Genomic DNA, 21,191 nt, shown 5'->3' on the forward strand with positions numbered 1-21,191 from the left:
ATGGCGGCATTTTTCGCATTTTTCGCGGGGCTGGTGTTTGGCCTGGGGTTGATCATCTCCGGCATGGCCAACCCCGCCAAGGTATTGGGCTTTCTGGACCTGGCCGGACGCTGGGATCCTTCGCTGGCGCTGGTGATGGGCGGCGCCCTGGCGGTGACGGCTGCCGGCTTTGCCTGGCTGCGCGGGCGCCGTCTCAGCCTGTCCGGCGAACCGTTGCAATGGCCCACGGCCACGCGTATCGACTCGCGGCTGGCGCTGGGCAGCCTGGCATTCGGCGCGGGCTGGGGGCTGGCGGGGTTCTGCCCGGGGCCGGCCCTGGTGGCGGCCGCCGCCGGTGTGCCCGAGGCCCTGGTCTTCGTGGCGGCCATGGTGGCCGGCATGGCGCTGTTCTCGGCAATTCAATACATGACGAACCGGCCACCCCGGACCGGTCGCTAGAAGGGAGACAACCATGCAGACGGCAGCACAGGCGCGGCGCGATTTCGACGTGGTGGTGGTGGGAGGGGGCTCGGCCGGCATCGGCGTGACCGCCAGCCTGTTGCGCCGCCGTCCGGACCTGCGCATCGCGGTCATCGAGCCCAGCGACAAGCACTATTATCAGCCGGCCTGGACGCTGGTCGGCGGTGGCGCGTTCGACGTTGCCAAGACCGTACGGCCGACCCGCGCGGTGATGCCGGGCCGCGCCACCTGGCTGCAGGCCGCGGCGGCCGGTTTCGAGCCCGAGGCCAACCAGGTCATGCTGGCCGATGGCAGCGCCGTGAGCTATCAGCAATTGATCGTGTGCCCGGGGCTGCGCCTGGCCTGGGACAAGGTGGATGGCTTGTCGGAAACGCTGGGCCGCAACGGCGTCAGCTCCAACTACCGCTTCGACCTGGCGCCCTACACCTGGGAGCTGGTGCGCGGCCTGAAGGGCGGCAAGGCGCTATTCACGCAGCCGGCCATGCCGATCAAGTGCGCCGGCGCGCCGCAGAAGGCCATGTACCTGGCGTGTGACCACTGGCGCCGCGGCGGCGTGTTGGATCGCATCGATGTCGAGTTCGACCTGGCCGGCGCGGTGCTGTTCGGCGTGCCGACCTTCGTTCCGCCGTTGATGCGCTATGTGGAGAGCTACGGCATTTCGCTGGCGTTCAATTCGGCGCTGGCGGCGGTGGACGGCCCGGCGCGCAAGGCCTGGTTCGACGTCAAGGATGCCGATGGCGCGGTCACTCGTGTGGAAAAGTCGTTCGACATGCTGCACGCGGTGCCGCCGCAGGTGCCGCACGATTTCCTGCGCCAGAGCGCGCTGGCCGATGCGGCCGGCTGGTGCGAGGTCGATCCGGCTACGCTGCGCCATGTGCGCTACGGCAATATCTTCGGGCTGGGCGATGGCATCAGCACTACCAACGCCAAGACCGCGGCGGCGGCGCGCAAGCAGATCGTCACGGTGGCCGAGAACCTGCTGGCGCTGCGCGAGGGCCATGCGCTTCCGGTCACCTACGACGGCTACGGTTCATGCCCGCTGACGGTCGAGCGCGGCCGTATCGTGCTGGCCGAGTTTGGCTATGGCGGCAAATTGCTGCCCACCTTCCCGCTGGACCCGACCGTGCCGCGCAGGAGCGCCTGGTTCCTGAAGGCGACGATGCTGCCGTGGATCTACTGGAACGGCATGCTCAAGGGCCGCGAGTGGCTGGCCCGCCCGCTGGGCAACTGATCCCGCCGTTGCCGCGAAGAAGGCGCTGTCGCGCCCGGGCTTTGCCGGTCCCGGACGCGCGCCTTTCTTCTTCTTGTCCTTGTTATTCGTAGGTGCGGATGTCGTCGATGACCTTGCCGTCGTTCGGCAGTGAACCGGCCTCGGCCCATTCCACGTCGCTGCGCAGCTTGGTCACCTCGCGCACCGATTCGGCGATGCGCGCGCCCAGGTCTTCGCCGCGCACGCGCGATTCCACCCGCAGCACCATCTTGTCCGACCCGGTGGTGCCGCTGATGACCAGCCGCGCCCGCAGGATCTCGGGATGGCGCCGCACCACGTCGGCCACCTGCGAGGGATGCACGAACATGCCGCGCACCTTGGTGGTCTGGTCGGCGCGCCCCATCCAGCCCTTGATGCGGGTGTTGGTGCGGCCGCAGGGCGAGATGCCGGGCATCACCGCCGACAGGTCGCCGGTGCCGAAGCGCACCAGCGGGTAGTCCGGGTTGAGCGTGGTGACCACGACTTCACCGACCTCGCCGTCGGGCACCGGTTCGCCGGTGCCGGGACGCACGATCTCGACGATGATGTCCTCGCCCAGCACCAGGCCCTGGCGCGCCGGCGTCTCGAACGCGATCATGCCCAGATCGGCGCTGCCGTAGGCCTGGTAGCCCTCGATGCCGCGCGCGGCCAGCCAGTCGCGAAGCGAGGGCGGGAAGGCTTCGCCCGATACCAGGGCGCGGCGCAGCGAATCCAGCTTCACGCCGAGTTCATCGGCCTTTTCCAGAATGATCTTCAAGAAACTCGGCGTGCCGGTGTAGCCGCTGGGCGACAGATCCTGGATCGCGCGCACTTGCTGTTCGGTCTGGCCGGTGCCGCCGGGGAATACGGTGCAGCCGACGGCGTGCGCGGCCGTCTCCATCATCGAGCCAGCCGGGGTGAAGTGGTACGAGAAGCAGTTGTAGGCCAGCTCGCCGGCGCGAAAGCCCGCCGCATACAGGGCGCGGGCGAAGCGCCAGTAGTCGGCGCGCGCGCTTTCGGGTTCGTAGATCGGGCCGGGCGAGGCGAACACGCGCATGGCCTCGCCCCAGCCGATGGCCGAGAAGCCGCCGAAGGCCTTTTGCGGTCCGGCCGGTTGCGCGGCCTGTTCGCGGCTGAGCTGCTGGCGTTCCAGCAGCTCATGCTTGCGCAGCACCGGCAGGCGCGCCAGCGCGGCGCGCGAGGTGACGGTGGCGGGGTCGATACCGCGCAGTTGCTCTGCAATGGCCGGCGCGCGGGCGATGGCGCGCGCGATGGCGCCGGGCAGGGCCGCCATCAACTCGCGCTCGCGTTGCTCGGGCGCTCGGGTTTCCAGGACATCGAAAAACTCGGACATGGGATCGCACCCTCTCGTGTGCCGTACTGCGGTGTCGTTGCCGGCGGCGTGCCGGACCGCGCCGGCGTCGCCGCTCCAGGGATCAGGCCAGCCAGCGCTTGCGGCGGCGGTAGAACTTGTTGTCGCGGAAACTCTTGCGTTCGCCGCTGGAAATGCCCAGGTAGAACTCTTTCACGTCCTCGTTCTGGGCCAGGTCCTGCGCGGCGCCGTCCATCATCACGCGGCCGTTTTCCAGGATGTAGCCGTAGTCGGCGTAGCGCAGCGCGATGTTGGTGTTCTGCTCGGCCAGCAGAAAGCTGACGCGCTCGCGCTGGTTCAGGTCGCGCACGATCTCGAAAATTTCTTCGACGATCTGCGGCGCCAGACCCATGGACGGTTCGTCCAACAGGATCATGTTGGGGTTGGCCATCAGCGCGCGGCCGATGGCGGTCATCTGTTGTTCGCCGCCCGAGGTGTAGCCAGCCTGGCTGGAGCGGCGCTGCTTCAGGCGCGGGAAATACTGGTAGACGCGCTCCAGCGCCGCGCTGGTGTCGCCGCGGCTGAGGTCGCGGGTGTAGGCGCCGGTCAGCAGGTTTTCCTCGATGGTGAGGTGGGCGAAGCAATGGCGGCCCTCCATCACCTGCACCACGCCACGCTTGACCAGTTCGGCCGGCGACAGCTTTTCGATGCGCTGGTCGCGGTATTGGATGTGGCCCTTGGTGACGTCGCCGCGCTCGCCCTTGAGCAGATTGGAGATGGCGCGCAGGGTGGTGGTCTTGCCGGCGCCGTTGGCGCCCAGCAGGGCCACGATCCGGCCTTCCGGCACCTGCAGGGACACGCCCTTGAGCACCAGGATGACGTGGTTGTAGATCACCTCGATGCCGTTCACATCGAGCAGCACCTTGGGGGTGTCGGCGGTAGTAGCGGTAGTCGTTGCTGCGGTCATGGCGGTTCCTGCGGCTTGGTGGCGGCCGACGCCCCGGGGGGGCGCCGGCCGCCGGTTCACATCAGTTCTCGCAAGTGCGGGGCGTGATGTTCTTTTCCTTGGCGTACTTCGCCGCGGCTTCCTTGACCATCGGGTCCAGCAGGGCCTTGTCGGCCTGATACCAGTCCGAGACGACCTTGAACTTGGCGCCGTCCCACTGCACGATGCGGGCCCAGTCGTCACCCTTGTGGTTGCTGCAAGAGGTCTTCACCGGACGCATGATGTGGCCGAAGCCAAGCTGGTCCAGGCGTTCCTGGGTGATGTTCAGGTTCTCGAAGCCCCAGCGCACCTGCTCCGGCGTCATGGCCTTGCCCTTGCCGTACTTCTCCTGCGCCGTGCGGATCGCCTCGACCTGCAGCATCGAGATCATCATGCCGCGGGTATGGGCGATGGTGCCGAGCGTGGTCTTGCCGGTCTTGTCGGCGCCCTGGCCCTTGTCATAGACGTACTTCTTCAGATCGTCATAGACCTTGTCGTGTTCGGCGCCGCTGTTGTGGATGGTGATGGCGTTGTAGCCCTTGGCGACATCGCCCAGGTCCTTGACGTCGCCTTCCGAGCCGGCCCACCAGATCGCGTACATCTTGTCGCGCGGGTAGCCGCTGGCCTGCGCTTCGCGGATGGCGGTGGGCGTCATGATGCCCGCGCTCCACAGCAGCACGTAGGCCGGGCGGGCCTGGCGGATCTGCAGCCAGGTGGATTTCTGCTCCACGCCCGGCGCGGTCACCGGATACAGCAGCAGTTCGAAGCCTTCCTTGGCGGCGCGCTTCTGCAGCAGCGGGATCGGCTCCTTGCCGTAGGGCGAGTCATGGTAGACCAGGGCGATCTTCTTGCCCTTGAGCTTGGCCATGCCGCCTTCTTTCTTGGCGATGTCCTGGATCATCACGTCGGCCGCGGTCCAGTAGGTGCCCAGCAGCGGGAAGTTCCATTCGAACACGCTGCCATCGACCGATTGCGACAGGCCGTAGCCCATGGTCTCGACCGGCACCTTGTCGACGATGGCCTTGTCGCTGACCGCGAAGGTGATGCCGGTGGACTGGGTGTCGAAGCCGGAGGCGCCGGTGCCCTTGCCCTTCAGGCGTTCGTAGCATTCCACGCCGCGGTCGGTGGCGTAGGCGGTTTCACACTCCTCATAGGTGATCTTGACGCCGTTGACGCCGCCGTCGCGTTCATTGACCAGCTTCAGGTAATCCAGCTTGCCGTCGGCCCACGGAATGCCCAGCGGCGCGAAGGATCCGGTGCGATACACCAGCAACGGAACGAACTGCTCTTCCGCCGCCATTGCCGGCGTGGCCACGGCGCCGACGGCGCCGGCTGCGGCCACCAAGGCTGCCGCCAACTTCAGGTTAAGACGCTTCATCTCCATTTACCTCCTGCGTGGTGTTTGGGTCATAAACCCTCGGACACCGGGGTTGGCCCGGTCTTGAGCCGGGTATTCAGGATGTCGGTCGTGGCGCGCATACCGCTACTACCGACGATGATCACAACGGGAGCCACACCATCCGGGCCGCGGCGAATCCGGCTTTGCCGGTCCCCGGTGGCGCCCCCTTTGGGGGGAAGCGCCGCAGGCGCTTCGGGGGTGGGCTCATCATTAATGGGGGAACGGCCAGATGCGGAGCTTTTCCTTGCCGATGCTCCACAACCGCGCCAGGCCATGCGGCTCGGCGATAAGGAAGAACACGATCAGCGCGCCGAACACCATGTGCTCGACGTGCGCGGCGGTGTCCACCGACAGCGACAGGCCCAGCATGTGCGGCACGTTGGTCAGCGCCACCGGCACCAGCACGATGAAGGCCGCGCCGAAGAAGCTGCCGATGATCGAGCCGAGTCCGCCGATGATGACCATGAACAGTAGCTGGAACGAACGGGTCAGGTCGAAGGCCAGCGGTTCCCAGGAACCCAGGTGAATGTAGCCCCACAGCGCGCCAGCCACGCCGACGATGAAGGAGCTGACCGCGAAGGCCGTGAGCTTGGCGTACATGGGGCGGATGCCGATCACCGACGCGGCCACGTCCATGTCGCGGATCGCCATCCACTGGCGGCCGATGGCGCCGCGCACCAGGTTCTTGGCCAGCAGGCTGAACACCACCACCAGGATCAGTACGAACAGGTATTTCTCGAGCGCGCTCTGCACCGGCAGGCCGAAGGCGGTCAGCGGCGGCACCGAGACGTTGCCCGACGACGAGTAGTTGGTGAAGAACGGAATGCGCAGGAACGCCCAGTCGACGAAGAACTGCGCCGCCAGCGTGGCCACGGCCAGGTACAGGCCACGGATGCGCAGGCTGGGAATGCCGAATATCACGCCGACGATGGTGGCGAAGCAGCCGCCCAGCAGGATCTGGACGATCAGCGGCATGCCCGGAAAGCGCACGCCGAAGTTCCAGGCCGCATACGCGCCCACCGCCATGAAGGCGCCGGTGCCCAGCGAGATCTGGCCGCAATAGCCCACCAGGATATTCAGGCCGACGGCGGCCAGCGACAGGATCAGGAACGGGATCAGGATGGCGCGCAGCAGATAGTCGCTGGACAGCGCCGGGATGGCGATGAACGCCACTGCCAGCAGCAGCCAGATGAACACGCGGTCCTGGCGGATCGGGAAGATCTGCTGGTCAGCGCGATAGCTGGTCTTGAATTGGCCGTTTTCGCGATAGAACATGTTTTTATCCTAGAAGGCGCTCAGACGCGGTCGATGATCTTCTCGCCGAACAGTCCTTGCGGACGGAACAGCAGGAACACCAGCGCCAGCACGTAGGCGAACCAGATCTCGATACCGCCGCCGACCAGCGAGCCCAGATAGACTTCGGACAGCTTTTCGCCCACGCCGATGATCAGGCCGCCCAGGATGGCGCCCGGCACCGACGTCAGTCCGCCCAGGATCACCACCGGCAACGCCCGCAGCGCCGCGGTCGAGAGCGTGAACTGCACGCCGAACTTGGAGCCCCAGATGATGCCGGCCACCAGCGCCACCAGCCCGGCGACACTCCAGACGATGACCCAGATGCGGTTCAGCGGAATGCCGATGGACTGCGCCGCCTGGTGGTCGTCCGCCACGGCGCGCAGGGCGCGGCCGGTGGAGGTGAACTGGAAGAACAGCGCCAGCGCCGCCACCAGCAGCGCGGCGATGACCGCGGCGGTCAGGTCTTCGAGATTGATCAGCAGGCCGCCTTCGAACACCGTATCCAGGATCAGCAGCGGGTCTTTCGGCATGCCGACATTGATGGAGTAGACCGAGCTGCCGAAGGCGATCTGGCCCAGTCCGTCCAGGAAGTAGCTGATGCCGAGCGTGGCCATGAGCAGCGTGGTGGCTTCCTGGTTGACCAGGTGGCGCAGCACGAAGCGCTCGATCGCCACTGCCAGCAGGAACATCACGATGGCGCTGACGATGAACGCCAGCACATTGGCCAGGATCATGTTTTCGAAGCCGAACCAGCGGGGAATCCACTCCGAGAAGCGCGCCATCGACAGCGCCGCCACCAGCACCATCGCGCCCTGGGCGAAGTTGAAGACGCCAGAGGCCTTGAAGATCAGCACGAAGCCCAGGCCGATCAACGCGTACAGCATGCCGCTCATCAGGCCGCCGAACAAGGTTTCCAGAAAAAATCCCATCATTCGCCCCTTATGTCCGTGCTGCCAGTGAGTTATCACCCTCCCCCTCGCGGGGAGGGTAGGGGGCGGGGGGCGTTGCCTGCGCGTCGGCGCCCTCGGCGGCGGGAGCGCTGTCGACGCCAAGGTACGCGCGGATGACGTCTTCATTGGCGCGGACTTCTTCCGGCTTGCCATCGCCGATCTTCTTGCCGTAGTCCAGCACCACCACGCGGTCGGAGATGTCCATGACCACGCCCATGTCGTGCTCGATCAGCACGATGGTGGTGCCGAATTCATCGTTCACGTCGAGGATGAAGCGGCTCATGTCCTGCTTTTCCTCGATGTTCATGCCGGCCATCGGCTCGTCCAGCAGCAGCAGGCGCGGTTCCATGGCCAGCGCGCGGCCCAGGTCGACGCGCTTTTGCAGGCCGTAGGGCAGGCGCCCGACCGGCGTCTTGCGATAGGCCTGGATTTCGAGAAAGTCGATGATGTTCTCGACGAACTGTCGGTGCTCGATCTCTTCGCGCTCGGCGGCGCCCAGGCGGAAGGCCTGCGCCAGCAGCCCGCACTTCATGCGCAGGTTGCGGCCGGTCATGATGTTGTCCAGCACGCTCATGCCCTTGAACAGGGCCAGGTTCTGGAAGGTGCGGGCGATGCCCATTTCGGCGGCGCGGCGCGGATTCATGCGCGAGAAGCGTTTGCCGCCGAACTCGATGCCGCCCTGCTGCGGGGTGTAGACGCCGTTGATGACGTTCAGCATCGAGCTCTTGCCCGCGCCGTTGGGGCCGATGATGGCGCGGATTTCGTGTTCGCGCACATTGAAGGAAATGTCCGTCAGCGCCTTGACGCCGCCGAAGGACAGCGAGATGTTCTGCATGTCCAGCATCACGTCGCCGATGCGCTGGTCGCGGTCGTTGTTGCTCATGGTCTCTACGCGGCTCGGGCGGTGATGGCGGGGAAAGTCTTGACCAGGCGGATCTTCAGGTCGGCGGCGATCTTGCCGGTGCGGCCGTCCTCGAACTTCACCTCGGTCTCGATGTACTGGGACGGCTTGTTCTGGAAGAGGGCGTCGATCAGCACGCCGTACTTCTGCGCGATGAAGGCGCGCCGCACCTTGCGGGTGCGGGTCAGCTCGTCATCGTCGGGGTCCAGTTCCTTGTGCAGGATCAGGAAGCGGCTGATCTGCGAGGCCGACAACTTCGGATCGGTGGCCAGGTCGGCATTGACCTGTTCGACGCAATCGGCGATGAGTTGGTAGACCTCGTCCTTGCCCGCCAGGTCGGTGTAGCCGGCATAGGGCAGGCCGCGGCGCTCGGCCCAGTTGCCGACGGCTTCCAGGTCGATGTTGATGAAGGCGCAGACATCGTCGCGGCCGGCGCCGAAGGCCACGGCTTCCTTGATGTGCGGGAAGAACTTGAGCTTGTTCTCCAGGTACTTGGGCGCGAACAGGCTGCCGTCGGCCAGCTTGCCGACATCCTTGGCGCGGTCGATGATCTTGAGCTGGCCGTCGGTGTCCAGGTAACCCGCGTCGCCCGTGTGGAACCAGCCATCGGCGCTGCGCGCTTCCTGGGTGGCGTCGGGGTTGCGGTAGTACTCCTTGAACAAGCCGGGACTCTTGACCAGGATCTCGCCATTGTCGGCCACGCGGATCTCCACGCCCGGCACGGGCGGGCCGACCGTGTCGTCGCGCACCTGGCCGTCCGGCTGCACGCAGACGAACACCGAGGTCTCGGTGGAGCCGTAGAGCTGCTTGAGGTTGATGCCGATGGAGCGGTAGAACACGAACAGGTCGGGGCCGATTGCCTCGCCCGCCGTATAGGCCACCCGCACGCGGCTCATGCCCAGCGCGTTGCGCAGCGGGCCGTAGATCAGCACATTGCCCAGCGCATAGCGCAGGCGGTCCCAGGGGTTGACGGATTCGCCGTCCAGGATGCGCGTGCCGACGCGGCGCGCCAGCTTCATGCAGGCATGGAACAGCTTGCGCTTGAGATAGCCGGCGTCTTCCATGCGGATCATCACGTGCGTCAGCAGGCCTTCCAGCACGCGCGGCGGCGCGAAATAATAGGTCGGCCCGATGTCGCGCATGTCGATCGACACGGTATCGGGCGATTCTGGATGGTTCACGGTGAAGCCCGTGACCAGCAGTTGCGTGTACGAGAACATGTTCTGCCCGATCCAGGCCGGCGGCAGGTAGGCCAGCACGTCCTCGCGGTCGGTCAGGTTCTCCATTTCGGACACGGCGCGGGCGCGGTCGATCAGCGCATGGTGCGTCAGCACCACGCCCTTGGGCTTGCCGGTGGTGCCCGAGGTATAGAACATCGCGGCCGCGTCATGCGGCTGCACCGCGGCCACGGCGCGGGCGAAGAAGTCGGGGTGCTGCGCGGCGTAGTCGCGGCCGATTTCCTCGAGCCGGTCGTACGACAGCAGCATCGCATCGGTGTAGTGGCGCAGGCCGCGCGGGTCGTCGTAGACCACGTGCTTGAGCGCGGGGCATTGCTCGCGCACTTCCAGCATCTTGTCGACCTGTTCCTGGTCCTCGACCACGGCGACGCTGATCTCGGCGTCCTGCAGCACGTAGACCATTTCCTGGGCCACGGCGTCCTGGTAGAGCGGAACGGGAATGGCGCCGAGCGATTGCGCGGCCATCATGGCCATGTACAGCCGCGGACGGTTCTCGCCGATCACGGCCACATGCATGCCCGGCTGGATGCCCAGCGAGGCGAGGCCGTGAGCGACCTGGCGCACATGCTCGGCCACTTGCGACCAGGTAAGGGTTTGCCAGATGCCCAGGTCTTTCTCTCGTATCGCGGGCCGCGACCCGCGTACGTCGGCATGCGCGAACAGCAGCGCTGGAAAGGTGTCCAGCGCCGCCGGCATCTGTGCGGATGCGGGCGATGAATGTGCCACGTTGTCTCCTCCGGTTTGGGCGTGTCGGGCCCGGGGCCGCGAGATGCGGCGCGCGGGTGATCGCGCTTGACCAGTTGGTTTTAGATTTACGGCAGGAGTTAAGGTATAAGGTTGGGTTGCTACCAACTGTCACCATCGCGACATTCAAGGAACTTTTAGGGTATTCCCGATGCAGCTATCCGACTCCCTGCAACTCGCCGCGGCCTGGTTTCGCGTGCTCGACAGCGAACAGCAAGCGCGCGTCGAGCGCGACCTGTCCGTGCAGCAGGTTGCCGCCGGGTCGATCATAGAGCGCAAAGGCGAGCTCGCCCAGGCATGGATCGGCGTGCTGGCCGGCCTGGTCAAAGTGTCGGTGGGCAATGCCGAAGGCAAGGTCGCGTCGCTGACGGGCGTGCCGGCCGGCGGCTGGATCGGCGAGGGCTCGCTGCTCAAGCGCGAAGTCCGCAAGTACGACATCGTGGCACTGCGTGATTCCGTGGTCGCGCGCCTGCCGGCCGCCACATTCGACTGGCTGCTGGATTCCAGCATCCCGTTCAATCGCTACCTGCTGCACCAGTTGAACGAGCGCGTCGCGCAGTTCATCGGCAAGGCCGAGTACGATCGCCTGCTGGACCCGGACGCGCGCGTGGCACGCTGCCTGGCTGAACTGTTCAATCCCCTGCTGTATCCCGGCATGGGGATGCGTTTGACGATCACGCAGGAAGAAGTCGGCTACCTGGCCCGGGTTTCGCGCCAGCGCGCCAACCAGGCGCTGCGCAAGCTGGAAGAGGCCGGCCTGCTGAATGTCGAGTATGGCGCCGTGCGGGTGCTGGACCTGGACGGCCTCAAGCGTTACGGTTCCGACCGTGGCGCGCTGGAAAGTGAGCACGCCGCCTGAGTGGCGGCCGAGGCGCCGGCGCCAGCGCTGGCCGCGACGGCGCGGGGACGCCAGCCGCCCGACAACCATGGCGGATACAAAAACCGGAAAAAGTGCTTGACTATAAATAGCGCGCTATTTAATATTGCACAATGAAATCCAGATCCCAGCCCAAAAGCGCGTTCAACCCGCTGCTGCTAGACAGCCAGCTGTGTTTCGCCCTGTACTCGACCTCCCTGGCCATGAACAAGGTGTACCGCAAGCTGCTGCGCGGCCTGGATCTGACTTACCCGCAGTACCTGGTCATGCTGGTACTGTGGGAACGCGACGAAATCACGGTTTCCGACATCGGCGAACGCCTGTTCCTGGATTCGGCCACACTGACGCCCCTGCTCAAACGGCTGGAGGCGGCGGGCCTGGTCACCCGGACCCGCGCGCAGGAAGACGAACGCCAGGTCATCGTCACCTTGACCAGGCAGGGCCGCGACCTGCGCAGCCAGGCCGAAGCCGTGCCCCACGCCATCGCCGCCGCGGCCCAGTGTTCGCTGGAAGAGGCGCAGGGCACCATGAGGTCGTTGCACGCGTTGCGCGAAAAGTTGGTCGGTAGTCTTTGATTCGCAGCCTTTGAGGCGGATGATGGCAACTGCTGTCATCTTCGATTAAAAATAGTGCGCTATGCAATAGCACGCTATTTTGTTAGTAAAGGCCGAAGCGGGAAGGGTCCCGCCAGCCTGGCAGTCCCACCTTCATCCAAAAGGAACGCACCATGTCCATCGAAAAAGTCCTGTACCGCGCCCACGCCCACGTCACCGGCGGTCGTGAAGGCACCGGCGTCTCCGACGACGGCAACCTGAACGTCAAGCTGACCACCCCGAAGGAACTGGGCGGCGCCGGCGCGGCCGGCACCAATCCCGAGCAACTGTTCGCCGTTGGCTACTCCGCCTGCTTCATGGGCGCCATGAAGTTCGTCGCCGGCCGCGACAAGATCGCCATGCCCGCTAATGCCACCATCGACGGCTCGGTCGGCATCGGTCCGATCCCCACCGGTTTCGGCATCGAAGCCGAACTGAAGATCTCGCTGCCTGGCATGGACCGCGCCGAAGCCGAAAAACTCGTCGCCGCCGCCCATATCGTCTGCCCCTACTCGAACGCCACCCGCGGCAACATCGACGTTACCCTGACCATCAACGTCTAAGCCCTGCGGCCGTCCCGCGCGGGAAAAAGCAAAGGCAGGATTGCGCCAAGCGCAATCCTGCTTTTTTTTCGTCCGCCCCCTCGGCCCACCAGGAGCAGGCGTCCCGCCGTGCGTCTCAAGAAATCAACAAGCTGCAAGCAACAACGACGACCTCAGTGCGACCCCCCAAGATAAGCCGCCACCACAGCCGGATCATGCTTGAGCTTGTCCGCACTCCCATGCACCGAGATCTTGCCGTTCTCCAGCACATACCCGTAATCCGCGACATTTAGCGCCGCCGCCGCAAACTGCTCGACCAGCAACATCGTCACGCCTTCGTCCTTGAGCCGCGCAATGATCCGGAAAACCTCCTCCACCAGGATCGGCGCCAGCCCCATCGAAGGTTCGTCCAGCAGCACCAGCTCCGGATTGAGCATCACCGCCCGCGCCATCGCCAGCATCTGCTGCTCGCCACCGGACAGCGTCCCCGCCAACTGATCGCGCCGCTCCTTCAGGCGCGGAAACAGATCCATCGCCCTTTCCAGATCCGCCTGCACATTGCCCTTGGGCCGGCTTCCCGTCAGCCGGGGAAATGCGCCCAGCAGCAGGTTGTCGGTGACGGACAGCGTTGGAAACACCCGCCGCCCCTCGGGCGAATGCGCCAACCCAAGCCGTGCGATCCGATGCGATTCCAGTCCGTCGATGCGCTTGCCGCCCAGCGTGACCTCGCCCGCCGTCGGCCGGATCATCCCCGACAGCGCCCGCATTGTCGTTGTCTTGCCGGCCCCGTTCGAGCCGATCAACGTCACCACCTTGGCCTTCGGGACCTCCATGCTGATGCCATGCAGCACTTTCACCTTCCCGTAGCCCGCTTCCAGATTCTTGATCGATAGCATGTTGTCGTCCTCGGCGTCAGGCGGGCGCGCCGCCCAGATACGCCTCGATAACCTTGGCGTTGCTCTGTACTTCGTTGGGCAGCCCTTCGGCGATCTTCTGGCCGAAGTCCAGCACCGACACGGTATCGCATACGCCCATTACGACATCCATGTGATGCTCGATCAGGATCAGCGTGATGCCGTGGTCGCGCACCTTGCGGATGATGGCCAGCAGCTCGACGATATCCGGCGCCGTCAGGCCGGCCGCGGGTTCGTCCAGCAGCAGCAACTGCGGATCCAGCGCCAATGCGCGGGCGATCTCCAGCAGGCGTTGCTTGCCGTAGGGCAGGTTGCGCGCCTCTTCGTTGGCCATGTCCTCCAGCCCCACGAATTCCAGCAGGGCCAGGGCGCGGGCGCGGGCGCCTTGTTCTTCGCCCTTCCACTTGGACGTACGCAGCGCGATCCCGGCCAGGCCCGTGGTGAAGGTATGGTGCAGACCCACGAGCACATTCTCCAGTGCCGTCATTTCGCCGAACAACTGCACGTTCTGGAAGGTGCGGGCGATGCCCGTGGCGGCGATGTCGGCCGGCGCCAGGCCCACCAGTGACTTGCCCGAGAATTCCACCGCGCCGGCCGTGGGCACGTAGATGCCGGTCAGCACGTTCATCATCGTGCTCTTGCCCGAGCCGTTCGGCCCGATGAGCCCGTGGATGGTGCCGCGCTCGACCGTCAGGTCAACCTCGTTGAGCGCCTTGAGGCCGCCGAACTGCATCAGCACCCCCTTGGCCGCCAGCAGGGTCTCGCCCTTGCCCTGGACGGCGTCCGGGACAGCGTCGCGCTCGTTGATCAAGTCTTTCTTGACCGCCAGCGCCGCGCGGCGGTTCGAGAAGAACAGGTTGCGCACGAAGCCGACAATGCCGTCAGGCAGGTAGTAGACGACGAACAGGATCATGGCGCCGAAGATCGTCAGGCGCCAGTCGGTCACCGCATCCAGCCAGTACGAGAACACCGCCAGCAGGACAGTGCCGGCCACCGGCACCGCCACCCGGCGGGCTTCGGCGCGGCCTTTCGACACCGCGAGCGCGCTGCCCACGGTCACCACGATTGCCACGCCCAGCGCGATCAGGCGGAAGGTATCGATATCGTCCAGCATCTTGGGCAGCAGCACGATGATCGACGCGCCCAGCAACGCGCCTGTGCGGCTTTTGCGCCCGCCCATGATGATGGCCAGCAGGAACAGGATGGTCAGCTCGAAGTTATAGGTATTGGGCGAGATGTACTGCTCGGAATACGAATACAGCGCCCCGGCCAGGCCGGCGAAGCCGGCGCTGATGACGAAGGCGAACACCTTGTGCCGGTAGACCGACACGCCCATGCAGTCCGATGCGATCGGGCTGTCGCGCAGCGCCTCGAAAGAGCGTCCCAGGTGCGACTTCAGGATCCGGTGCACCACGATCAGCGACAGCACCAGCAACGCCGCCACCAGCCAGAAGTACTCGCTCTTGGTCAGGACGTGTCCGCCGATGGACGGCTTGGGTATCTTGATGCCGAGCGGGCCTTCGGTCATGAAGGTCATTTCGTTGATCAGGATCTGGATAATGGTGCCGAACGCCAGTGTCACCATCGCCAGGTAGGGCCCGGTTACGCGCAGCGCCGGCAATGCCAGCACCACGCCAAAGGCCGCGGCGATGAGGATGGCCGCCGGCAGGGTGACCCAGATCGGCAGTTGCAGATGGAAGAACAGTACGCCGGCCACGTAGGAGCCGATGCCGAACAGGCCCGCATGGCCCAGCGACACCTGCCCCGTGTAGCCCACCACGATATCGAGCCCGAACAGCAGGATCGCGTAGATCATGATGGTTTCGATCAGGTGCAGGTAATACGTATTGGTCACGCCCAGCGGCACGGCCGCCAGGCAGGCAACCGCCACGATGGAAAGCAGAAGGTGCAGGGGTTTCATCGGTTACACCTTCTTGATGGCGGTCTTGCCGAACAGGCCGGCGGGCTTGAACGTCAGTACGAGCAGCAGCAGGACCAGGCCCGGCACATCCTTGTACCCCGTGGAAATATAGAAACCGGTGGTGGTCTCGGCGATCCCCAGGATCAGTCCGCCCACCACCACGCCCATGCCGCTGGACAGGCCGCCGATGATGGCCACCGCGAAGGCTTTCAGCCCCAGCACCGCGCCCATGGTGGCGCCGGTCAAGGTCAGCGGCGCCACCAGCACGCCCGCGAAGGCGGCGGTCAGCGACGACAGTGCATACGAAAACGTGATCACCATGCCGGTGTTGATGCCCATCAGGCCGGCGGCGTCGCGGTCATTGGAGGTGGCGACGAAGGCCTTGCCGTAGATGGACTTGCGGTTGAACACTTCCACCAGCAGCATCATGGCCAGCGCGCCGAACACCACCAGCAGTTCCATCGGCAGCACGTTGGCGCCCATCACCTGGATCGGCGCTTCGGGCAGCGGCGAGGGAAAGCGCAGGTCATCGCGGCCCCAGACGTTCTCGGCTACGTTCTTGAAGATGATGCCCAGCGCGATGGTGGCCATGATCCAGCCGAATTCCGATCGCGTCTTGATGGCCGGTCGTACGCCCACCCGCTCGACCAGCACGCCTTGCGCGAAGCCGAAAATGCAGACGATGGGGATCATGACCCAGTAGTTCACCCCCAGTCCGACCAGCGTGAGCCCGACCAGCGCGCCCAGCATCAGGGCCTCCCCCTGGCCGAAGTTAAGGGTGCCGGATGTGGCGAAGGTGAGCTGGTATCCGAACGCGATGACGGCATAGATCATGCCCAGCGCGATACCGCTATAGATAAGCTGTAGAAGAATCATGGTATGTGTCGTGAGGCGCTGTGTTCCGTCCCAACCCCCGTGGGCAGAACGCTGTTGTCAGACGGCTGCATGCCGGCGCCCCGCGCGCGGGAGCGCCGGCGGCGGCGGCCGGGCAGCCGCCGCCGCATTGCTGCGGACGAACTTAGTTGGCCTTGATCACGCGGCCGCCCTTGACCTCGCCAATGAGCACTTGCTTGGCGGTGATGGCGTCGTGGTTGTCGTGGGTGAAGGGCTTGTTGTAGGTCATCACCACGCCTTCGACGGGTGTCTGCAGGTTCTCGAGCGCCTCGCGGATCTTCGGGCCTTCAGTGGAATTGGCCTGCTTGATGGCCGCGGCCAGCAGGAACACCGAGTCATAGCCCTGTGCCGCCGATACCGGCGAATCGATACGGTCGTTCTTGGGCTTGAACTTGGCCAGATAGGCGTCGATGAAGGCCTTGCGCTTGGGGGTGTCGGGGTCCTGGATGAAGGTCTGCGGCATGCGCGCGCCTTCGCCGTTGGCGCCGGAATTGTCGATGTAGTTGGCCATCGACAGCGTCCAACTGCCGATGATCGGCACCTTCCATCCCAGCTTGGCCATGCCGTTGGCGATCTGCGCCAGCTCGGGGCCGATGCCGTAGGTCAGCACGGCTTCGGCGCCGGCGGCCTTGGCCTTGAGCAACTGGGCCGTCATGTCGACGTCCTTGATGTTGAACTTCTCGACGGCTACCGGCTTGATGCCCTTGGCGTCGAGCGCCTTTTCCAGATCCTCGCGGCCTAATTGGCCGTAGTTGGTGGAGTCGGCCAGGATCGCGACCTTCTTGAAGCCGCGGCGGGTAATGGCTTCCTCGACGATCATCGGTGCCTGGATGCTGTCGTTGGCCGAGTTGCGGAACACGTAGTTGTCTTTGTATTCCGGCGCCTTGAACTGGTGCGTGATGACGCTGCCGGTGGCGACGTTGTTGAACACCGGGATCTTGGCATCCTGGTAGAAGCGTTGCGACGCCAGCGCCACGCCCGTGTTGATGTAGCCGACGGTGGCGGTGACCTGTTCCTTGTTGATCAGCTCCTGGGCGATCTGTACGCCGCGCTCGTTCTTGGCTTCGTCATCGCGTTCCACCGCGACCAGTTGCCGGCCGAGCACGCCGCCGTTCTTGTTGATTTCCTCGATGGCCAGGCGCACGCCATCGCGCATGCTCACGCCCATGGAAGAAGAACCGCCGGTGTAGGGGCCGGTAACGCCGATCTTGATGGGATCGGCGGCGTAACCCGCGGCCGAGACAGCAAAAGCAAGGGTTCCTGCAAGCAGCTTCAAACGAAAATCCATGGATGTCTCCGTTGTAATTAGTAGAACTGCGTGGAAAACCGTGTGCCGGCGCCAGGCGGCAAGGCAAAGTGGGTGGCGCGCTCCTGTGTTGCGTGTTGTGACTGTCTGCTTAATCGCTTACGCGAATCTGACCCGACGGGGTTTTTCCGCGTAAATACCTAGTACGGATGCACGGCTGGCGAACTGGTTGCTGCGATGCAGCACGCGGCCACCGCATGTCGGCGGGCGGACGGCGGGTTGCCGGTCTGCCGCGCAAGCCCTGTCCGCCGCATGCTAGCCAGCGATGCGTCCGAGTGCGCGGAATTTCCTTCCGCCTGGGGCTGGAAATTTATTCCGCTCCCGCCGAAGCGGCCCTTGGCCACTGGGCGGCGCGTTCGCAGACCGCGGCCAGCCATAGGGAAAACGCCTGGACCGCGCCGCCGGGTGGACGCGATGCCTCGGTGCACAGGTAGTACTGTGATTCGCCGGCCGTTTCGATGTCGAGCACGCGCACCAACTTGCCCTCGTCCAGCCATTCGGCGGCCAGGGTGCGGCGGGTCAGGGCAATGCCCTGGCCGGCGCGGGCCGCCGCCAGCATCATGCCCAGGTCGACCAGCCAGACCCCGCGCGCCGGTTCGGGCCAGTCCAGCCCCGCGGCGGCCAGCCAGGGGCGCCAGGGTTCCATCGGGCAACGCAACAACGCCGCGCGCGACAGGTCTTGCGGCTGCGCAAAGGGGCCATGGGAATCGCGGTACGCGGGCGCGCAGACCGCGAACACCGGATCGGCGGTCAGCGGCCGGGCCTGCAGGCCGGGATACTTGCCGCTGCCGAAACGGATCCAGACATCGGCGTTCGGCGGCATGATGTCCAGGTAGGGGATGGACAGCAGGATCTCCAGTTCGACCTCCGGATGGTCGGCGGTGAAGCCGGGCAAGGCCGGGATCAGCACCTGACGCGCGAAGGTGGGCGTCGAGACGACCCGCAGGGGTTCCAGTTTGGGTTCGCCGCGCTGGTGCAGCGAGGCATCCGACAGCAGGGCCAGCGCGGTGCGCACCTGTTCCAGGTACTCATGGCCGGCCGCGCTCAAGGTGGCGCCACGGCTGCTGCGGATGAAGAGCGTGACATCGAGCTGGGCTTCCAGCGCGGCGATGCGCTTGCCGATGGCGCTGGCGGTGACGAACAGTTCTTCGCTGGCGCGTTCGAACGAGCCGAGCCGGGCGGCTGCCTCGAAGGCCTGGATGGCGGCCAGTGGCGGCAGGCGCACGTCTTTGGAGGGAGAGGGTCCGCGCATGATCGTCTGGCGGGCCGGCCATGCGCCCGACGAAAGAGTGGCAACACGGCGATTATAAAAGTGCCGCCCAGCCCGCGTTCTTCCGCGCTATCCGGGCGGCGGTCACCTCGCTGCCGTCACGCCCGCGCCGCCCGACGGTCAGACGCCCTTGACGGCGAGGCTGATTGCCAGGCCGGCCATGACCACGGCGATGATGCCGTCCAGCACCCGCCAGGCCGCCGCGCTGGCAAAGAAGCGGGCGAACAGGCGCGAGCCGATACCCAGCACGGCGAGCCACAGCAGGCTGGCCGTGAGCGCGCCGGCGGCGAACGCCATGCGGGCATCATCGAAGCCGTGGGCGAGCGATCCCACTACCACCATGTCGAGCCAGAAGTGGGGGTTGAGCAGCGAAAAGCCCAGCGCGCCCAGCATCGCGGCGCGGCGCGAAGGCACCACGTCGCGCGCGGCGGCCAGACCGCCCGTGGCGGTCCAGGCACGACGCGCCGATTGCAATGCATACCAGGACAGAAATGCCACGCCGAACCACAGCACGGCGGTGGTCAGCCACGGGAACCAGGCAGTCAGGGCCTGCAGGCCAGAGACGCTCGCGAAGATGAAGACCGCGTCGATCAGCGCGCAGATCGCGACCACCGACAGCAAGTGCGCGCGCATCAATCCCTGGCGCAGGATGAATGCGCTCTGCGCGCCGACGACGGCGAACAGTCCCAGCCCGGTGGCCGTGCCGCTGGCCCAGGCGGTGAGAAAGAGGGGGGATGACAGCGTGGTGAACATGACAGCGAACCTTTTGACTGCAACGCCTTGTGGCGGCGCTTGGATTGCGGGCCGGCCGCATTGCGCAGGCCGGCAATGCAACATTCTCACTTGCCACGCATATGAAATACAGCTAATTTTCCTTCACTATATTAAGTAAATCTAATCCAATGAAAATCGATCATGGCAATCTGCGGGCCCTTGCCGCGGTGGTGCGCGAAGGCAGTTTCGAGCGGGCGGCGCAGGCCTTGAGCGTGACGCCGTCCGCGGTGTCGCAGCGGATCAAGGCGCTGGAGGATCGCATGGGCCGTCTGCTGGTCCAGCGCACCGTGCCGGCAGCGGCCACTGCCGATGGCCAGGTGCTGGTGCAATTGGCCGAGCAGACCGCGCTGCTGGAACACGATGCCCTGAATCGCCTGGGGGTGGCGGATGACGAGGTCCCTCACGCCAGTATTCCGATAGCCGTGAACCACGACAGCCTGGAAACCTGGTTCGTCGAGGCCGCCCTGCAGTTTTCCAGCCGTACCCGCGCCACGCTCGACATGCAGTCCGAAGACCAGGACCACACCGCGGCGTTGCTGCGCAATGGCGCGGTGCTGGGGGCGGTGACGACGCTGGCCGATCCGGTGCAGGGCTGCCGCATTCATGCCCTGGGCAGCATGCGCTACGTGGCAACCTGTACGCCGGCCTTCCACAAACGCTATTTCGCCCAGGGCGTGAACGCGCAGACGCTGGCGCTGGCGCCGGTGCTGGTGTTCAACCGCAAGGATGCGCTGCAGGCGAGGTTTGCGCACAAGATCTCCGACCCGGCGCCGTGGCAGCCCCCCGTTTGGTGGGTGCCATCCACCCGCGCCTTCGTGCAGGCAACGCTGGGCGGGTTGGGCTGGACCATGAATCCACTGCCGCTGGTGCAGGAACATCTTGACGCTGGTCAGTTGATGCTGCTGCGGGGCCGCGCCTGGGAGGACGTGCCGCTCTACTGGCAGCATTGGCGGGTAAACTCCGAAGCCATGGAAGCTTTGACCGATTCGGTTCTGTCAGCCGCCCGCAGCCTGGTCCGGCGGCGTTAACCCACAGGAGAGACATCCTCATGAAGATCCGCAAGTTCGCCGCCGTCGTTGTCCTGGGCCTGTGCGCGGCTGGTTCGGCCTGGGCCAAGGATTACAAGGTTGGCCAGGTCGAGATCGATGACCTCTGGGTGCGCGCGTCGGCGCCTGGGCAGTCCAATGGCGCCGGCTACATGGACATCGACAACGATGCCAAGACGGCCGACCGCCTGCTGTCGATCTCGTCCGACGCCGCCGAGCGCGTCGAGCTGCATACGGTCGAGAACACCAACGGCGTGGCCAAGATGCGGCAGGTCGAGGGTGGCATCGTGCTGCCGGCCAATGGCGAGGTCAAGCTGTCGCCGGGCGGCTATCACGTCATGTTCATCAAGCTGAAGGCGCCGTTCGCTGAGGGCGCCACGGTGCCGGCCACCCTCAAGTTCGAAAAGGCGGGCGAGGTGGCGGTGCAGTTCAAGGTCAAGCCGGCTTCGCACAATCCCGGCATGAGCCACGACCACGGCGCGATGAAGCACTGATCCAGCCGGTCGGTCCGAAATCAAAAAAGGCGGCAGGCTGTTCGAGCC

The 21,191-nt window shown here is 65.5% G+C and carries 20 protein-coding genes; 7 read left to right on the top strand and 13 right to left on the bottom strand.

Features of this window, described 5'->3' with window-relative positions:
• Together AC6LKG_RS19250 and AC6LKG_RS19255 are read left to right on the top strand one after the other, a co-directional pair.
• Complete coding sequence (locus AC6LKG_RS19250) at positions 1–438, top strand: DUF6691 family protein (protein ID WP_498166970.1); 438 nt, start codon at positions 1–3, stop codon at positions 436–438.
• A 13-nt stretch (positions 439–451) separates the two neighbouring features.
• Positions 452–1,690: an NAD(P)/FAD-dependent oxidoreductase gene (locus tag AC6LKG_RS19255; protein ID WP_498166972.1), complete on the top strand. Its 1,239-nt coding sequence runs from the start codon at positions 452–454 to the stop codon at positions 1,688–1,690.
• Between the two features lie 82 nt (positions 1,691–1,772).
• On the opposite strand, the gene AC6LKG_RS19260 is transcribed toward AC6LKG_RS19255, so the two are convergent.
• The 7 genes from AC6LKG_RS19260 to AC6LKG_RS19290 form a co-directional block, all read right to left on the bottom strand.
• Positions 1,773–3,041 (bottom strand): phenylacetate--CoA ligase family protein, encoded by a 1,269-nt coding sequence (locus AC6LKG_RS19260; protein ID WP_498166974.1) that lies wholly within the window; start codon positions 3,039–3,041, stop codon positions 1,773–1,775.
• Between the two features lie 82 nt (positions 3,042–3,123).
• Positions 3,124–3,966: an ABC transporter ATP-binding protein gene (locus AC6LKG_RS19265; protein WP_116792322.1), complete on the bottom strand. Its 843-nt coding sequence runs from the start codon at positions 3,964–3,966 to the stop codon at positions 3,124–3,126.
• 61 nt (positions 3,967–4,027) lie between these two features.
• Positions 4,028–5,368: an ABC transporter substrate-binding protein gene (locus tag AC6LKG_RS19270; RefSeq protein ID WP_498166976.1), complete on the bottom strand. Its 1,341-nt coding sequence runs from the start codon at positions 5,366–5,368 to the stop codon at positions 4,028–4,030.
• Positions 5,369–5,593: 225 nt separating this feature from the next.
• The gene (locus tag AC6LKG_RS19275) at positions 5,594–6,658 is read right to left on the bottom strand and encodes a branched-chain amino acid ABC transporter permease (RefSeq protein WP_006389832.1); all 1,065 of its coding nucleotides are present in this window, start codon (positions 6,656–6,658) and stop codon (positions 5,594–5,596) included.
• 20 nt (positions 6,659–6,678) lie between these two features.
• Complete coding sequence (locus tag AC6LKG_RS19280; RefSeq protein WP_498167009.1) at positions 6,679–7,608, bottom strand: branched-chain amino acid ABC transporter permease; 930 nt, start codon at positions 7,606–7,608, stop codon at positions 6,679–6,681.
• A gap of 10 nt (positions 7,609–7,618) precedes the next feature.
• Positions 7,619–8,512 carry an ABC transporter ATP-binding protein gene (locus AC6LKG_RS19285; RefSeq protein ID WP_498166978.1) on the bottom strand — a complete coding sequence of 298 codons (894 nt, stop codon included), beginning with the start codon at positions 8,510–8,512 and terminating at the stop codon, positions 7,619–7,621.
• Between the two features lie 5 nt (positions 8,513–8,517).
• Entirely contained in the window at positions 8,518–10,494 is a 1,977-nt protein-coding gene (locus AC6LKG_RS19290; RefSeq protein ID WP_498166979.1) for an AMP-dependent synthetase/ligase, read from the bottom strand.
• A gap of 169 nt (positions 10,495–10,663) precedes the next feature.
• Between AC6LKG_RS19290 and AC6LKG_RS19295 the strand changes: the two genes are divergently transcribed.
• From AC6LKG_RS19295 to AC6LKG_RS19305, 3 genes are all read left to right on the top strand, one after another.
• A complete protein-coding gene (locus AC6LKG_RS19295) occupies positions 10,664–11,371 on the top strand; it encodes a Crp/Fnr family transcriptional regulator (protein WP_498166981.1) in 708 nt (235 codons plus the stop codon).
• 131 nt (positions 11,372–11,502) lie between these two features.
• On the top strand, positions 11,503–11,964 hold the full coding sequence (locus AC6LKG_RS19300) for a MarR family winged helix-turn-helix transcriptional regulator (RefSeq protein WP_498166983.1): 462 nt from the start codon (positions 11,503–11,505) through the stop codon (positions 11,962–11,964).
• Between the two features lie 152 nt (positions 11,965–12,116).
• Positions 12,117–12,545, top strand: coding sequence for an organic hydroperoxide resistance protein (locus AC6LKG_RS19305; protein WP_498166985.1), 429 nt, complete (start codon positions 12,117–12,119; stop codon positions 12,543–12,545).
• Positions 12,546–12,697: 152 nt separating this feature from the next.
• On the opposite strand, the gene AC6LKG_RS19310 is transcribed toward AC6LKG_RS19305, so the two are convergent.
• The 6 genes from AC6LKG_RS19310 to AC6LKG_RS19335 form a co-directional block, all read right to left on the bottom strand.
• Positions 12,698–13,420: an ABC transporter ATP-binding protein gene (locus AC6LKG_RS19310; RefSeq protein ID WP_498166987.1), complete on the bottom strand. Its 723-nt coding sequence runs from the start codon at positions 13,418–13,420 to the stop codon at positions 12,698–12,700.
• A gap of 16 nt (positions 13,421–13,436) precedes the next feature.
• Positions 13,437–15,359, bottom strand: coding sequence for a branched-chain amino acid ABC transporter ATP-binding protein/permease (locus AC6LKG_RS19315; RefSeq protein ID WP_498166989.1), 1,923 nt, complete (start codon positions 15,357–15,359; stop codon positions 13,437–13,439).
• 3 nt (positions 15,360–15,362) lie between these two features.
• Complete coding sequence (locus AC6LKG_RS19320) at positions 15,363–16,235, bottom strand: branched-chain amino acid ABC transporter permease (protein WP_498166991.1); 873 nt, start codon at positions 16,233–16,235, stop codon at positions 15,363–15,365.
• A gap of 142 nt (positions 16,236–16,377) precedes the next feature.
• Positions 16,378–17,541: an ABC transporter substrate-binding protein gene (locus AC6LKG_RS19325; RefSeq protein WP_498166992.1), complete on the bottom strand. Its 1,164-nt coding sequence runs from the start codon at positions 17,539–17,541 to the stop codon at positions 16,378–16,380.
• Between the two features lie 328 nt (positions 17,542–17,869).
• A complete protein-coding gene (locus tag AC6LKG_RS19330; RefSeq protein WP_498166994.1) occupies positions 17,870–18,811 on the bottom strand; it encodes a LysR substrate-binding domain-containing protein in 942 nt (313 codons plus the stop codon).
• A gap of 138 nt (positions 18,812–18,949) precedes the next feature.
• Positions 18,950–19,582, bottom strand: a complete 633-nt coding sequence (locus tag AC6LKG_RS19335) for a LysE/ArgO family amino acid transporter (protein WP_498166996.1) — start codon at positions 19,580–19,582, stop codon at positions 18,950–18,952.
• A 149-nt stretch (positions 19,583–19,731) separates the two neighbouring features.
• Between AC6LKG_RS19335 and AC6LKG_RS19340 the strand changes: the two genes are divergently transcribed.
• A complete protein-coding gene (locus AC6LKG_RS19340; protein ID WP_498166999.1) occupies positions 19,732–20,631 on the top strand; it encodes a LysR family transcriptional regulator ArgP in 900 nt (299 codons plus the stop codon).
• 20 nt (positions 20,632–20,651) lie between these two features.
• Positions 20,652–21,143 carry a copper chaperone PCu(A)C gene (locus AC6LKG_RS19345; protein ID WP_498167001.1) on the top strand — a complete coding sequence of 164 codons (492 nt, stop codon included), beginning with the start codon at positions 20,652–20,654 and terminating at the stop codon, positions 21,141–21,143.
• Positions 21,144–21,191 lie beyond the last annotated feature (48 nt).

This window comes from Achromobacter sp. 46006 (assembly GCF_059761975.1).